This is a genomic window from Paenibacillus sp. FSL H7-0943, assembly GCF_037963265.1.
GTDB lineage: Bacteria > Bacillota > Bacilli > Paenibacillales > Paenibacillaceae > Paenibacillus_AQ > Paenibacillus_AQ odorifer.
In genome coordinates, this window is record NZ_CP150148.1 from 4,731,968 (window position 1) to 4,746,966 (window position 14,999).

10 protein-coding genes and 1 riboswitch are annotated in these 14,999 nt (G+C 43.5%); of the genes, 5 read left to right on the top strand and 5 right to left on the bottom strand.

Annotation, left to right across the window (positions count from 1 at the left end; translation table 11 throughout):
• Positions 1 to 119: 119 nt before the first annotated feature.
• Positions 120 to 293, bottom strand: a riboswitch (FMN riboswitch).
• Between the two features lie 188 nt (positions 294 to 481).
• Entirely contained in the window at positions 482 to 877 is a 396-nt protein-coding gene (gene mscL / locus NSQ55_RS20810; RefSeq protein ID WP_076127447.1) for a large-conductance mechanosensitive channel protein MscL, read from the bottom strand.
• A gap of 419 nt (positions 878 to 1,296) precedes the next feature.
• Here mscL and NSQ55_RS20815 point away from each other — a divergent pair, with 419 nt between their 5' ends.
• The 4 genes from NSQ55_RS20815 (at position 1,297) to NSQ55_RS20830 (ending at position 6,138) form a co-directional block, all read left to right on the top strand.
• A complete protein-coding gene (locus NSQ55_RS20815; RefSeq protein WP_076127445.1) occupies positions 1,297 to 2,007 on the top strand; it encodes a response regulator transcription factor in 711 nt (236 codons plus the stop codon).
• On the top strand, positions 2,004 to 3,107 hold the full coding sequence (locus NSQ55_RS20820) for a HAMP domain-containing sensor histidine kinase (protein WP_076184051.1): 1,104 nt from the start codon (positions 2,004 to 2,006) through the stop codon (positions 3,105 to 3,107). The genes NSQ55_RS20815 and NSQ55_RS20820 overlap by 4 nt, the downstream gene beginning before the upstream one ends.
• Before the next feature lie 128 nt (positions 3,108 to 3,235).
• On the top strand, positions 3,236 to 4,615 hold the full coding sequence (locus NSQ55_RS20825; protein WP_076184053.1) for an MBOAT family O-acyltransferase: 1,380 nt from the start codon (positions 3,236 to 3,238) through the stop codon (positions 4,613 to 4,615).
• A gap of 14 nt (positions 4,616 to 4,629) precedes the next feature.
• Positions 4,630 to 6,138: a stalk domain-containing protein gene (locus NSQ55_RS20830; RefSeq protein WP_339168900.1), complete on the top strand. Its 1,509-nt coding sequence runs from the start codon at positions 4,630 to 4,632 to the stop codon at positions 6,136 to 6,138.
• An 87-nt stretch (positions 6,139 to 6,225) separates the two neighbouring features.
• On the opposite strand, the gene NSQ55_RS20835 is transcribed toward NSQ55_RS20830, so the two are convergent.
• Positions 6,226 to 9,702 (bottom strand): collagen binding domain-containing protein, encoded by a 3,477-nt coding sequence (locus NSQ55_RS20835; RefSeq protein ID WP_339168902.1) that lies wholly within the window; start codon positions 9,700 to 9,702, stop codon positions 6,226 to 6,228.
• 243 nt (positions 9,703 to 9,945) lie between these two features.
• Here NSQ55_RS20835 and NSQ55_RS20840 point away from each other — a divergent pair, with 243 nt between their 5' ends.
• On the top strand, positions 9,946 to 10,701 hold the full coding sequence (locus NSQ55_RS20840; protein WP_076127434.1) for a TIGR02206 family membrane protein: 756 nt from the start codon (positions 9,946 to 9,948) through the stop codon (positions 10,699 to 10,701).
• Between the two features lie 54 nt (positions 10,702 to 10,755).
• On the opposite strand, the gene NSQ55_RS20845 is transcribed toward NSQ55_RS20840, so the two are convergent.
• The 3 genes from NSQ55_RS20845 to NSQ55_RS20855 all read right to left on the bottom strand — a co-directional run bounded on the left by NSQ55_RS20845 (position 10,756) and on the right by NSQ55_RS20855 (position 14,494).
• A complete protein-coding gene (locus NSQ55_RS20845) occupies positions 10,756 to 11,187 on the bottom strand; it encodes a peptidylprolyl isomerase (protein ID WP_036676135.1) in 432 nt (143 codons plus the stop codon).
• A 145-nt stretch (positions 11,188 to 11,332) separates the two neighbouring features.
• Positions 11,333 to 12,667, bottom strand: coding sequence for a diaminopimelate decarboxylase (lysA, locus tag NSQ55_RS20850; protein WP_036676133.1), 1,335 nt, complete (start codon positions 12,665 to 12,667; stop codon positions 11,333 to 11,335).
• Between the two features lie 126 nt (positions 12,668 to 12,793).
• Positions 12,794 to 14,494, bottom strand: coding sequence for a spore germination protein (locus NSQ55_RS20855; RefSeq protein WP_076127621.1), 1,701 nt, complete (start codon positions 14,492 to 14,494; stop codon positions 12,794 to 12,796).
• Positions 14,495 to 14,999 lie beyond the last annotated feature (505 nt).

A 14,999-nucleotide genomic window follows, 5' to 3' on the forward strand; every position in this document is an offset into this window, starting at 1 on the left:
ATCGGCAGTCCAAATAAAAGTGTGCTTAAATAGCCGTCAATCGACGGGTATTGTGAAATATCGCACATGATTATATGAAAACACTGCGATCCGCCAGTCCATTGCAGACAAGCAGTCAACCTCTCCTTCTTCCATCCAGACTATACTGTCGGTCCCGGAATTTCACCAGGTCCACCGTTCGCGTCAACAACGCGAGCCGGGTAGCGGACTGAGCACTGTAGATGAACTGAATAAGTTACTTCTACAACAGCATCACCGCCGGTAGGGAATTACACCCTGCCCTGAAGGATTGATCCTTTATTTAATTGAGATTCAAGTTTTCCTTACTAACAAAATTATCACTTACACCAGCGAAATGCAAGTGCGTTTATTATATTTACTTAAAATTTGTAACTAGATTATAGATTGTACTGAGTTTATAAAAGGAAACCAAGAAGCGCCAGGACAAGGACTCCTGGCGCTTCTTGGTTATATTTCAGGATTACAAACCACGTTCTTGTTGTTTCAAAAGATCACGAATTTCCGTAAGCAGCACGATATCCTCTGCAGGTGCTGGAGTCTCTACCACTTCAACTTTAACGGCTTCTTTGCGCTGAAATTTATTGGCGAGCTTGATCACCAGAAAGATGGAGAACGAAATAATAAAGAAATCCACAACCGATTGTAAAAATAGTCCGTAAGGTATTTTCAGGTCCGTAGTGACTTCAAGCACCCGGTCCTTTAAATCTATACCACCCGTAAGCAAACCTGCAATTGGCATAATAATGTCATTTACTAATGAAGTTACAATCTTTCCGAATGCAGCTCCAATAATGACCGCAACCGCTAAATCAAGAACATTTCCTTTTAAGGCAAAAGCTTTGAATTCTTTCCACATATTCCAAATAACCCCCAACATATATAATTTGAAATTATTATAGCATAGTAGCTTCCTAATTCTTAAGACTTGTTAAGAAACTATTAAGTTTCCCTTTACTTTTACCTGCCACCGCTGTTAAGAAGTTTCCTGTTAAATAAGGTTTAAGAATTTTTCTTCTTACATGTTAGAGCCATGGCTGAGAATGTATTATCCACAGATCAAAACATGGATTGAGGCACAGTAATCAGAGCAAGCTAAAAGAAAAAACAAACTGACATAATGCTGTGGGGGATTTGGTCTTTTATTCCACTAATTTATTAGCTGCTATACAGTACCTTTGCCTTCACTGGTCTTCAAATGAGGCTGCCAAACAAGAAAATGTTGTATACTTCTTATAGCAAGAATTGCGCTTTACAAGCAAGAAAGGACGCTGAGAAATGCACAACGCAACGCTGCTATTGGTGGACGACGAAGCCGAGATTATTAAACTAATGCAGATCTATCTGGAGAACGAGGGTTACCGGCTGTTAACTGCCAAAGACGGGCTGGAAGCACTCGAAATTATCAATAGAGAGACTATAGACCTCATGGTTCTTGATATCATGATGCCTAATATGGACGGCATCGAGGCTTGTATTAAAATTCGTGAAACGCAAAAATTTCCGATCATCATGTTATCTGCTAAAGGGCAGGAACTTGATAAAATCACCGGACTAAGCGTAGGTGCAGATGATTATGTTACGAAACCTTTTAGTCCGCTGGAGTTAGTTGCCCGTGTTAAATCCCAGCTGCGCAGAACTCGAAATTACATGGCAGATCTAAACGCCAAACAGGATGAAATCATCATTGATGGCTTGGTTATTAATTCGGTTACGCATGAAGTAAGTGTGGATGATCACCCAGTTAAGCTTACCCCGCGAGAATTTGCGATTCTAGAGCTGCTCGCCCGTAATAAGGGACAAGTCCTAAGCATGGAGCAGATCTACGCCAAAGTATGGAAAGAACAATTCCTGGAAAGCAACAATACCCTTATGGTGCATATTCGTAAAATCAGAGAAAAAATAGAAGAAAATCCGCGTAAACCACAATACTTAAAAACGGTATGGGGCGTTGGCTACAAACTGGAAAAAGGAGGTCCTTCTAGTTGAACTTTAAACGATTCGATACCCTATCCTGGAAAATAGTTGGCTTCAGCTTAACGAGCCTAGCACTCACCGCTTTAATCTTAATGGGCGGCTATTATGGCACTTCACTATTGCTGTGGTTAAATCCTTCACGCTCCTTTTGGGGAGTCAGACTCATTCTCTGGGTGATCAATACCATTGGATCAACGCCAGTTGTGATTCTTATAGGGATTCCTTTATTTATTTTTTTCATCCTAAAACTGTCCAGAAATACAACTAAGAATCTTCATAACATTACGAGCGGAGTTCAGGCCATTGCGGATGGCAATTTGTCTTTCAAGGTGCCGGTAACAGGTACGGATGAACTCGGAAAGCTCGCTGAAAATATGAACACTATGGCTGGCAAGCTAAAATCTGCTATAGAGGAAGAACGAGCCGCTGCAAAAGCCAAAAACGACCTAATCACAGGTGTGTCCCATGACCTCCGAACCCCACTAACCTCTGTTCTCGGATTCCTTGAATATGTGGAGAAGGATCGTTATAAAAATGAGGTTGAGCTGCGTTATTATGTGAATATTGCCTATGAGAAATCTTTGACTCTTAAAAAGCTAATCGACGATTTATTTGAATACACTCGCGTCAGCAGCAGCGGATTACCGCTAAATATTGAGCCTGTAGATCTCGGCAAGCTGCTCGAACAGCTGATTGAGGAATTTGCACCCGTACTGGAACAAGCAGATATGACCTACCGCATTCATACAGATACAGCTCCTCTGATTATCAACGGAGATGCGGACGAGCTGGTGCGATTGTATGAGAACCTATTTACCAATGCCGTAAGATACGGAAAGGAAGGAAAAATTCTAGACATTTCTGTTGTTAGAAAAGACGATAGAATAGTTGCTCTATGTACGAATTACGGTACTCCTATCCCTGCATCCGACCTCCCCCACTTATTTAAACGCTTTTATCGTGTCGATAAATCCCGCTCCCGAGAGACAGGCGGAAGTGGCTTAGGGCTGGCCATAGCCAAGAGTATTGCAGAGCTTCACGGCGGAACCATTACAGCCAAAAGCACACGCAAACAAACTGAATTTGAAACCTCTTTCCCTGTGAGCGAATGATGCTTGCAGGGATTTTTTTGTACAATCTCATCCATTAAGAAAATGATAAGATTTCATAACATAAAGCCTTAAGATCTCTGGCTTATAGTGATTTCATACCAAATCTGCTATAAGTGAGGATTGTTGTTATGCTATTTAATTCGTATCCCTTTATGTTTGGTTTTCTGCCTATCGTGCTGGCCGGATATTTTATTCTGAATCGTCTTCGTCTCACACTCTGTGCTAAGGTATGGCTTACCCTCGCCTCTTTAGTTTTTTACGGGTATTGGAACATAAAATATGTCCCTCTAATCTTGTTATCCATCTTATTTAACTATGTTATGGGCCATTTCATTCATTCCACAACAGCTAAGCTTCGCCGGCCGCTGCTAATCTTTAGCTTAAGCACAAATATTCTATTACTCAGCTATTACAAATACACGGATTTTTTTATAGAAAATTGGAATGAGGTAACCGCAAGCAACCTTTCTCTGCACCATCTTATATTGCCTTTAGGCATAAGTTTCTTTACCTTTACACAAATCGCCTACCTCGTTGATGTTTACCGGAACCAAGCGCGTGAGTACAATCTTTTGAATTACACGCTATTTGTGACTTTTTTCCCGCATCTGATCTCCGGTCCCATCCTTCATCACAAGGATATGATGCCCCAATTCGATAAACTGCGAAATAAGGTTTGGAATTGGAACAACATACGGAAGGGGACCCTCTTCTTCAGCATCGGATTAGGAAAAAAAGTCATCCTAGCGGATACCCTAGCTGGTTATGCTGATAACGGTTTTGCAGCTGCAACATATTTTGTAGATTCATGGGTCGCTATCCTTTCCTATACCTTACAAATCTACTATGATTTCAGCGGCTATACCGATATGGCGATTGGAATAGCACTGCTGTTCAACATCCATCTGCCGCAAAATTTCAATGAACCCTACCGAGCCATAAGCATCCGCGATTTCTGGAGACGCTGGCATATTACGCTCAGCCATTTTCTTAGAGATTATATCTACATTCCACTTGGCGGCAACCGGAAAAGCTTCTGGATTTCGATCCGAAATGTCATTATTACTTTTCTGCTCGGTGGTTTCTGGCACGGTGCGGGTTGGCTGTTCATCCTGTGGGGGCTCTTGCATGGAGTAGGACAAGCTGTAGAGAAATGTTGGGGACGCTGGGGCTTCTCCCTTCCCAAATGGTTATCATGGTTGCTGACTTTCATATTTGTGAACATCACATGGGTGTTTTTCCGTGCAGAACATATATCGCAGGCATTTCGTTTGTTGAAAGGGATGAGTGGACTTAACGGGGTATCTTTGCAATCTATTGGATCGCTTAAATGGGCAATCATCCTGATTCTCATCTTAATGACGATCATTCTCTGGAATCCCCTTCATCTGTTGAACAAACGTAATTTTCAGTATAGCTGGAAAACAGCATTTGTAATGGCATTTATCATTTTGTTCTCGCTGTTATTCTTCAGCCGAATTACAACCTTTTTATACTTTAACTTCTAGAACTGTAAGGAGGAATGATGATGCTTGCATCACGGCTTCAAAATAATAACAACCCACGTAAATCCCCCGGGATTCATACTAAATCGAAACGTTTCATAGGTTATTTCCTGCTTTGTTTCAGCTTGTTAGCGCTTCTAACGGCGCTGATTACTGCTTTTATCGACCCATTACAATTCTATCACCGTCCATCGTGGTATACCCCACTCTTGTCAGAAGAAGAACGTTATCAGAATCCGGGTTTAGCTAAAAATTACGACTACGACAATATTATCATCGGCACGTCTATGACAGAGAACTTTCTTCCCTCTCAAGTAGATGCCAGCTTAGGTGGGACAACCTTAAAGTTATCTATGGAAGGATCCACGGTCGATGAGCATTATAAAATTGCCAAACTCGCCTTGGAGACAGGCAAAGTAAAACAAGTGCTCTGGGGTTTGGATTATTTCTCTTTGAAACTCGCCACAGCGGAAGATGAGGAAGATTTCCCTGACTATCTGTATGACGGTAAACTGTGGACCGACTACAAATACTGGTTCAATTCATCTGTATATAAACAATTTATAAGCAGCATCAAAAACAACCTGAGTGGTGAAGCTAACCAGAATTTGGAATATTTATACAACTGGGATAACAAAGTAGTGTTTGGCAAGCAATACGTTGCAGAATCTTACCTAATGGCTTGTGACAAGGAGCTGGATTACGGTACTAACGAGGAAAGCATTGAGCAAGTAAAGGGCTATTTTAATACGTATATCCGTCCTCTGCTGGAGGAATATCCCGATGTCCAGTTTTATTTCTACTACCCACCCTACAGCGTTATGCGTCAGGTCGCTTGGTCTGCCAGCAATCCCGTTCGCTTTAACAATCAGCTTTTCATGCGGCAATGGATATTCGAGCAATTTGAACAGTTTCCAAATGTGAAGCTATACGATTTCCAAGCCGAAGCGGATTGGACATTCAACCTAGACCTCTATAAGGATTTAAGCCATCATAATGGTGAGGTTAACACGTGGATAGCAGAAGCTATCGGACAGGACAATTCCAAATATCGGGTAACTTCCAGCAACATAAAGGCGCTTAATAGCTCGCTGGAATCACAGGCGGAAAGCGCCGTTATGGATAATAACGGAAAAGTTTATCGCAGCAGTGTACAAGTAAATGGATTACCACTAGCACTTAACATCCGTTTAGTGCAAGGAAATAAAGAATTATGGCTGCCCGCCAAAGATATCGGGACAGCCCTGGGTGCATCCATAACGTGGGATGCGGCCACTAAAACTGTATCGCTTACTTCCGCCGAGAACACCGTTACTATGACAGTGGGCAGTGTCAAAGCACTCGTGAACGGGAAAGCTCTCACCATTGATGCTGCGCCGCTACTGGCAGGAGGAAAAGTTTTAGTCCCGCTAGCCTTTGTTGCCGAACAGCTCGGCTGGAATGTCTCAAGTGAAAAGGAAGGCGAATGGCTGCGCTATAACCTAAGCACCTCAGATAACGCCGGTACACTTAAGAATCAGCCATAAAATTTTCAAAAAAAAAGCACAAAAGCACCCGGCATTTATCATGCTGGGTGCTTTTGCAAAAAAATCTTAAATCACACTAATCTCCGATCACTCTGTCTTACCTCTACGTCTAAATACTCGGTTCATAACAAATCCTATGGTTATCAACCCTATTCCCGACAGATACAGAGGCAAAGGACTGTTCTCACCTGTCTTCGGCAGCTGAGGAGCACCCGAAGTGCTATTGTTCACCGTACCTTTTGGTACTTCTTCATCGTCGATATCAACTTCTCCTAATGGAATTTCTTCTTCGGTAATCTCTTGCTCAGGAGTTCCCTCATCGGTTGATGTCAGGGATCCTGGATCGGCCGCATTTCCAGGACCAGCAGGAACAGCTGGATCATTAATAATTACTTCGGGTACGGGCGAGCTTGTAGACGTGGGTACCACCGAACCTCCAGATGTGCTGCTTGTAGGGATTGGTGTAGGTGCAGCAGTCGCTTCTGGTGATGGAGAAACCGTCGGTGCTGGCGTTGTTGATGGTGCAGGTGTTACGGTTGGTTCTGGTGTTGTTGTTGGAGCACCGGTTGGTTCTGGCGTTACCGTAGGCGTGGGCTCCACTGCTTTTTGATTCGTAATCACCAGTTGAATCGCTGACGAGGAACGAATCTCCACTGGATGCTCGGATGTATCGAGCACGTAACCATTTGGAGCTGCTGTCTCCACCAATACATAGTTACCCAGCCATATTTTATTAAATGTCGCTGTACCCTCTGCATCTGTAGTTAGACTGTTAATCAGTACACGTTCCGTGCCATTTAGTCGATACAATGCAAAAGTCGCATCACCAAGCGCCTTTAAATTATCATCAGCATCTAACTTCTTAATATTGAGAGTGCCTCTTCCCCCGCTGCCTGTGCCAGAACCGCTGGAGACCCCGACAATAATTTCTCTAGAGGTTTCTTTACTTATTTCGCTGCCGTTAAAACCACTGAAATGTACAGTATTTATTACTTTGTCTCCAGTGTTAGCCACAATCAGGGATTGATATTCGAGAATGTAAGCCCTGCTGATTTCATAGGCAAAGCTTAACTCAAAGGATTGTTTTCCATCGGCATCCGTTGTGATAACAACGCTATAATCAATACCCTGAATCAATTCAGGGCCGCTTTTCGTGATATCTCCGTTCACAGCTACAGCCGTAGGATACAGATGGAATGAATTCTGCAGCAAAATTTGATTAGCACTAGGAGTATCTTTGATTAGAGCATCCTTTACAGTAGACTGCCCCCGGTTAATTTGCAGGCTCCAGTCGATTTTATCCCCGTTTTGTGTACCGTCCTTCAGCACATAATCCTCTCCAAAAGGAATTTTTACGGAGGCGGTCAAATCTTTGGAAACCACTTTTGCTCCATCATAGAGATTAGCTTTATTATCAACAGTAGTGCCTATTATTTGCCCTTCAAGACTTGTGTTAAATTCAATGTAGAAAGCGGAGTTAATCTTATCTGTAAAAATAACCTTTAATTCATTATCGCTATTTACGCTATTTACGCTATAGGTATATTTATTAGGATTCACTTCTGTACCCTTGGTAGGGTCACCATTCTTTGCAATATTCATAGTGTAAACTTTTAGTGAACCAGGAACCAAGGTCTGGCCTGATTTTAAAATATCAACAAGCGCCGGAGCTTCGAGGGTTTTGCCGTTATAATTGGCGCCTATCGTCCAAGTAATTTTTTTAGTTGAAGCATCGTAGGCTCCCGCTTTAAATCCATTGCTTTTCGCCTCAGGTCTAGGAATGAATAACCCTTCTGCTTCTATCGTGCGTAAGGCTTCAGTAGTGTCCATCCAGTCTAACCGAACTTTGTTATTGAAATTTTCAGTTTTAGCCCAAATCCAATCCTTGTTAAATTCTGTAGTATAGCTAATCGTATAAAGACCAGATATCGGTGAATTAAACACTACCTTGAAGCCTTTATTAGGCTCGACAGGTGAGTTGTACACTAGATCATAGTTATTTGGATTTAAAACATTCCCATTCAGATTTCTAATCACCAGTGATTCTGGAATAAACTTTAGGCCGCCAAATGGGAAGGATTCGGTAACTGTAACATGGCTCATCGGGTAATTATCACTATTCAATGTGACCTTCCAGCCTAATGTTTTATTCTGATAATCTACGGTTGATAAAGTCTTATAAAGAATGGAAGACCGGATTAATCGGGTAGCCTGATCACTATACGTACTATCAGATACTGTATTAGTTATGGTGGCATCCTCAAACACGCGTTTTATCGCTTTTGTCTTATATTCGATTCGATATGGTGAAGTAACATCGTGTGCAAATTGCAATACAAACCCAGACTTATGAACGTCTGACGTGGAAACAACCGTGTAGTCAACATCCTTTGTCAAAACCTTGCCTAACGTTGCACCACCGGAAGAATCCAGCTGCACAGCATATACTTTTAGCGAATCGGCTACCAGTTCTTGAGAATCATCGAACAAATCTGTTAACACAGCGTTTCCTTGCGGGATGTTCTTTTCATTGTAGTTATATTCAATTGCCCAGGAAATGATCTGCTTGCCCCCATCATAGCTTGTGGAATACTTTTTCAAGCTTCCTCCACGTTCTACATTCACTGTGGCAGAGGAGCTGGCAGGCTCTTGCCCATCTCCTGAAAAAGTTGCAGTATTGGTGAAGCTTAGCTGATGGTCATTAGTAATCCCTGTGGAATATACAATACGGTAAGCCTCTTTAATCACAGGCTCCGTAAAACGGACAATCAATGACCCTCCGGAGAGCTCTGCAGAGTATTTGCTTGTGTCGAGCAATGCTCCTTCCGTTACTGAACCATCCAATTGAATGCTCAGTTGATACACGCTCACTGTGACTGGAGTATTTAATGATAAGCCTGAAGGGATGGGGTCCGTCACAATGGCATTCCCCACGGCTTCCAAAGACTTATTGACATCAACAGTCCATAATATTTGGTTCGCATTGAAGCCTTCGGGAATACCTCTCTTCTCTATAGTCGATCCAACACTGGGTTTAAAATTAACTGTCACTGTCTGAATACCGCCGCTCACGGGAAATAAAATATTCTGAATAGTACTGCCCGAGATTTTCTGTTTATCGAATTTAGTATTTAACCGCAGCGTTCCCTGCACGTCATCATGTGTTTCTATGTAGTCATTAAAAGTCATTATCACTTCATGTGAAATTTGCCTCACTTCAAAGCTCCCTACATCTCCATCTTCAGAGACCAAGGGTCCGTTAAAATCATTAAATAGCTGGAACTGTTCTGGAAGCTGAAAAGTAAAAGTGTCACCTTGCTTGTAATTATGATTTTTAGGAAGAGACCAATTATAATCCAAGGTAACATTAGCATCTCGTTCGTATACGCTGTTCGTGACCGTGATTCCATCTGGCCCGTAAACAGCCATTGAAACACTGGTGATGATATTTCTTTCGTCATCAATCGCAGCCGCTTTTACTTGCGGAGCAAATCCGATGCCATAGGCATATTGGGCCACAAGCATCAAAATAATGACCATTACACTTATTTTTTTCTTAAACATGTTCCTGTTGCCTCCATTTTCTTGTTCTAATTGTTTTCCACCCCTGCATGTTCAAAAGCTTCATATGTAATTCCGCGCCCTACGCCCCATCTTATGTTAATATAATGAAAAGTCTTCCTTATGCGGTGGAGTTGACAGAACATATACATATATACCCATTTTATGGATATCTAGAATCAAGATTATTAAAATTCTCAAACTTTATTTTTGATGGATGTTTTCACGTTCAAAGGAGGTTCGTCTATGCAGCTTTCATCTTTTTTTGATCGCCAGCACGCGGAGGATTTCATCATGTTCTCATCTTCGCATTGGGTTGCGCTGTCTATCATTACGTTAAGTTGTCTACTGCTCTATGGCTTACGGTTTGAAATTCGTACAGATTCAAGACTTCGGCAAAGCGTGCGTTTGCTGCTAATCATACTACTTGTAGTCTCAGAAGCCGGGCTGCAAATGTGGTACATCTCTCAGAACATCTGGCGCTCCAGCTCCTCATTACCGTTCGAGCTCTGTGGAATCACTCTACTGCTGTCTATTATCATGTTAATTTCACGCAGTCGAACCCTTTATTCCTTTCTCTACTTTGCCGGGATCGGCGGAGCATTTATTGCGTTGCTCACCCCTAACCTAGTTTATCCGTTCCCTCATTTCCGCTTTCTCCTGTTTTTTATAGCTCATGGTTCTATTATTCTGGCGTCTCTTTACATGACCTGGATTGAGGGCTACAAGCCGACTTGGAGATCTTTACTCATCACCATGCTCGGCCTCAATATTGTGGCTGCCTGCATCTGGACTGCTAATTACTTCCTAGGCTCAAACTACATGTTCCTATCCCAGAAACCTAGTACCTATTCCGTATTGGATTATTTTGGACCTTATCCTTATTACCTGCTTGTTGAAGAGCTGTTTGCCTTCACTGTGTTTCTAGCTATGTATTTGATATTCTTCTGGCTACCAGAGCGGCGCAATTCACGGCGTAGACAGGTTAGGCGGATTCTTTAACAACACAAAAAAGCCAGCCCCGATATTCGGAGACTGGCTTTTAACTATTAAATCTTAAGCTTCGATGATTTCTACCGAAGTCATTTTGTCGCGTCCTTTGAAAGCATCAACAAGATCCATACCTTCTACTACTTTACCAAACACAGTGTGTACTCCATCCAAGTGTGGTTGTGGAGCGTAGCAGATGTAGAACTGACTTCCGCCTGTGTTCTTACCTGCATGTGCCATAGCAAGTGTTCCGCGTTCATGTTTGTTTGGGTTAATTTCGCAGTTGATTGTGTAACCTGGGCCGCCAGAGCCAGTTCCGTTAGGACATCCGCCTTGAGCAACGAAACCAGGGATAACACGGTGGAATGTCAATCCGTTGTAGAAACCTTCTTTTGCCAGCTTTTCAAAGTTGGCTACAGTGTTAGGTGCATCTTGATCGAACAAGTCCAGCAGCACTACGCCGCCATTTTCTAGAGTGATTTTCGCTTGCTTTGCCATATGTAAATGACCCCTTTCAAAATTAACAAATTTAGAATACCTCAATTATATTACTATGAAACCACGCACAAAGCAAAGCAAGCAGGAGACTTTCCTGCTTGCTCTATATGCTGCTCAACTTTACCCACCTTACAGCAGCAGGCTATTACTTAGCAACAACTGTCTGTTTGGCGATACGCTCTGGTACAATATCGTTGGCAATAAGATCCGTATAGCTTTCACGACGCACTACAAGATCGCTTTGTCCGTTCTGTACGAATACTAAAGCCGGACGGCGAAGACGGTTATAGTTGCTGGCCATGGAGTAATTGTACGCGCCTGTGCAGGCTACAGCCAACAAATCGCCGCTTTCAGCCTTCGGCAGCTCTACATCCCAGATCAACATATCTCCGCTCTCGCAGCATTTACCAGCGATGGAGACAGTCTCAGTTGCGTCTTCGTTAGCACGGTTAGCAAGCAATGCCTCGTATTTAGACTGATACAAAGCAGGGCGTGGATTGTCGGTCATTCCACCATCAACAGCAACGTACTTACGCACGCCAGGAATGTCCTTGTTAGATCCTACAGTGTACAATGTAGTACCTGCATCTCCAACAATACTACGGCCCGGCTCCACCCAAATTTCCGGCAAAGCACTATAAATTCCAGCAAAATGAGTCTTCACTGCATCCGTAATCGCTGCAACATATTCAGAAACATGTAATGGGGTATCTCCCTCGACATAACGAATCCCGAAACCTCCGCCAAGATTGACTACACGGAAGTCCACTTCCAAGCCTTCTTTAACACTGCGGGCAAAAGTTGCCACACGCTCAACAGCTAGCTGGAAACCATCGGTTTCAAAGATCTGCGAACCAATATGGGAATGCACACCAAGCAGCGTGATATTCTTTTTGCTGACTGCTGCTTTCACTGCTTCATAGGCCGATCCATTACCGATATCAAAGCCGAATTTGGAATCTGTCTGGCCCGTTGCGGTATATTCATGAGTATGCGCTTCTACACCTGGTGTCACCCGCAATAAGATGTTTACATTAACTTCTTTACGTGCAGCAATGGACTGCAAAAGGTTAAGCTCTACCAGATTATCGACTACAAAGCAGCCGATTTTGGCATCAATCGCCATTTCGATCTCTTCAGATGTCTTATTGTTGCCATGAAAATGGATGCGTTCTGCCGGGAAGCCAGCTTGCAAAGCTGTATATAGTTCGCCGTCGGATACAACATCCAGTGACAAACCTTCTTCATCAGCCAAACGAACCATTGCCATTACTGAAAACGCCTTGCTTGCGTAAGCTACTTGGAAACCAAGGCCGGAGGCTTTAAAAGCATCCATATATTCCCGGCAACGTTGTCTAACCAATTGCTCGTCCAATATATATAGCGGGGTTCCATATTCCGCTTTCAATTCAGTTACATCACATCCGCCGATCTCCAAATGCCCAGCATCGTTAATGCGGCTAGTACCGTGTAGAAACATTCTTTAGTCCTCCAATTTCTGTGGAATATCAAGGTTCCACCCTGTCTTAGTGTATTCAGTATAACAGACAGTGGGAACTCCATTGAATGGACTAATTTGCAGTAGTTTTGTATTTTCCTACGATTGTTACTCATTCTCTTGAGATGGCGGCATTCTGGTATTGTCTCTGGTTTTGTTAAAAGACGGCCTTTCCTTCGAACTTAAGACCGGTTTACGCAATAGAATTTCACTCATTGCCTTTGCATTAAAGGGTATAAACGGCCACATATATGAGGAGTTATAGGACCGATGAGTGGTTAAGAAGATAGTCAGTAACGTCGTGCCAATCATAAAGCCTGGTACCTGGAACGCCGCTACGGCAATTAATAACACAAGCCTGACTATACGGTTCGCCAGACCCAGCTCATAACTCGGAGTCGCGAACATACCGATTGAGGCTACCGCCATATACAGTACTACTTCGTTTACAAACAGACCACTCTGCACCGCTATATCACCAATCAATATGGCTGCAATCAGACCCATCGCTGAGCCTAAAGGTGTTGGGGTATGCACGGCGGCCATCCGCAGTAAATCAACCCCAAGCTCTACAATCAGAAACTGAGCGAGAATAGGAATTCTCGCTGTCTTTTGCGGCCCGATAAAATCCAGCATAGCAGGCTTTAACTCAGGATGGATAACAAGCAGCATCCATAACGGGAGCAGGAACATGGAAGCGAAGATGCCGATGAAACGGACCCACCGCAGATATGTCCCCATAAAAGGAGTCTGGCGATTCTCCTCCGCATGCTGGCAAAGATCAAAAAAGGTAGTCGGAAGAACAATTACAATGGGCGAGGTATCCACGAATAATATGACCCGTCCCTCTAATAAATTGGAGGCTACAACGTCAGGGCGTTCAGAATAACGCACCATAGGATAAGGGTTCCACCCTCCGCCGATAATCGCTTCCTCCAATTGCTTATCCGCCAGTGGAATACCATCGATATCGATGCTGTTGATTTTATCGATGACTGACGTTACTTGCGTTTTATCAACGATATCATCGATGTAAGCCACGCAGACATCTGTCCGTGTCCGCCGTCCCACTTGAAACATTTCAAGCTTCAGCCCCGGATCACGTATCCGTCTTCTTACAAGTGAAATATTACTAAGCAGGGTTTCTGTAAAACCATCGCGCGCACCACGCACCACCCGATCAATCGAGGGTTCATCAGGACTTCGCATGGGGTAAGATCGAGTATCCATTAGGATAACTTTGTTCTCACCCTCAATAAATAGTGCGCTCATTCCTTTTAATACTTTATCGAAACATTCGCTTAATACACTACCCTCTTCAACTTGAATATGAGGGATGTATTCGTTCATAAAGCTACCTAATACACCTGCGGACAAATTTTCTGAAGAAAGGTAGGTTAGTCGTTTCAGAATTTCATCCGTCACATCTTCGTTGGTGAATCCGCTTAAGCAGAGTAAAGCTGTCTTATGTCCCCCAAAGGACATTTCTCTAAACGTCACATCAAAACTTGTTCCCAGCCCCATCACTTCGGTCAGCGTGTTTTTTGTTTCTTGTAGAGAACCTGGGATATGATCATTGCCTTGCCAATAAATAACGGATTCCTTTAATGAGTTAGAATGCTCACTATCGCGTTTGTTTTGTAGCTTATCTTTACTTTTGTTCTGAGACTGCTGCTGCGCCTGCTTCTTTGAAGGCTTCGGTTGAGCTTGAGACTCCTCCCCAGTACCAGCATCGTTACCTGTTCCTCCTGCTGCCTGAGCATTCTGATCCTGTGCCTCATCATCTGATTCTGAATCCTCTGAATCCATACCAAATAACCTGGCAAAAAAACCTTTACTCGGCTCATTTGGCTCCTGATTGCCGAGCTCATCCGATGCTTCTGCATCCTGCTGCTCTGTTCCCTGCTTCGCAGTGGCTTCTGCATCCTGCTGCTCTGTTCCCTGCTTCGCAGTCGCATCCACATCTTGCTGCCCTGTTCCCTGCTCTGCAGTCGCTTCTGCATCCTGTTGCTCTGTTCCCTGCTCCGCAGTCACTTCTGCATCCTGTTGCTCTGTTCCCTGCTCCGCAGTCACTTCTGCATCCTGCTGCTCTGTTCCCTGCTCCGCAGTCACTTCTGCATCCTGCTGCTCTGTTCCCTGCTCCGCAGTCGCTTGTGCATCCTGCTGCTCTGTTCCCTGCTCCGCAGTCACTTCTGCATCTTGCTGTTCTGTTCCCTGCTCCGCAGTCACTTCTGCATCCTGCTGCTCAGTGCCTAATTCGGCTGATGCCTCTGCATCCTGCTGGTCCTGGCTAGTTTCAGATGTTGTAGAATTT

What these genes read in the sequence shown, in the direction of transcription:
- mscL (WP_076127447.1), bottom strand. Translation starts at nt 877, where the DNA reads ATGTGGAAAGAATTCAAAGCTTTTGCCTTAAAAGGAAATGTTCTTGAT.
- NSQ55_RS20830 (WP_339168900.1), top strand. Translation starts at nt 4,630, where the DNA reads ATGATGATGCTTGCATCACGGCTTCAAAATAATAACAACCCACGTAAA.
- NSQ55_RS20815 (WP_076127445.1), top strand. Translation starts at nt 1,297, where the DNA reads ATGCACAACGCAACGCTGCTATTGGTGGACGACGAAGCCGAGATTATT.
- lysA (WP_036676133.1), bottom strand. Translation starts at nt 12,667, where the DNA reads ATGTTTCTACACGGTACTAGCCGCATTAACGATGCTGGGCATTTGGAG.
- NSQ55_RS20835 (WP_339168902.1), bottom strand. Translation starts at nt 9,702, where the DNA reads ATGTTTAAGAAAAAAATAAGTGTAATGGTCATTATTTTGATGCTTGTG.
- NSQ55_RS20855 (WP_076127621.1), bottom strand. Translation starts at nt 14,494, where the DNA reads ATGGATTCAGAGGATTCAGAATCAGATGATGAGGCACAGGATCAGAAT.
- NSQ55_RS20825 (WP_076184053.1), top strand. Translation starts at nt 3,236, where the DNA reads ATGCTATTTAATTCGTATCCCTTTATGTTTGGTTTTCTGCCTATCGTG.
- NSQ55_RS20840 (WP_076127434.1), top strand. Translation starts at nt 9,946, where the DNA reads ATGCAGCTTTCATCTTTTTTTGATCGCCAGCACGCGGAGGATTTCATC.
- NSQ55_RS20845 (WP_036676135.1), bottom strand. Translation starts at nt 11,187, where the DNA reads ATGGCAAAGCAAGCGAAAATCACTCTAGAAAATGGCGGCGTAGTGCTG.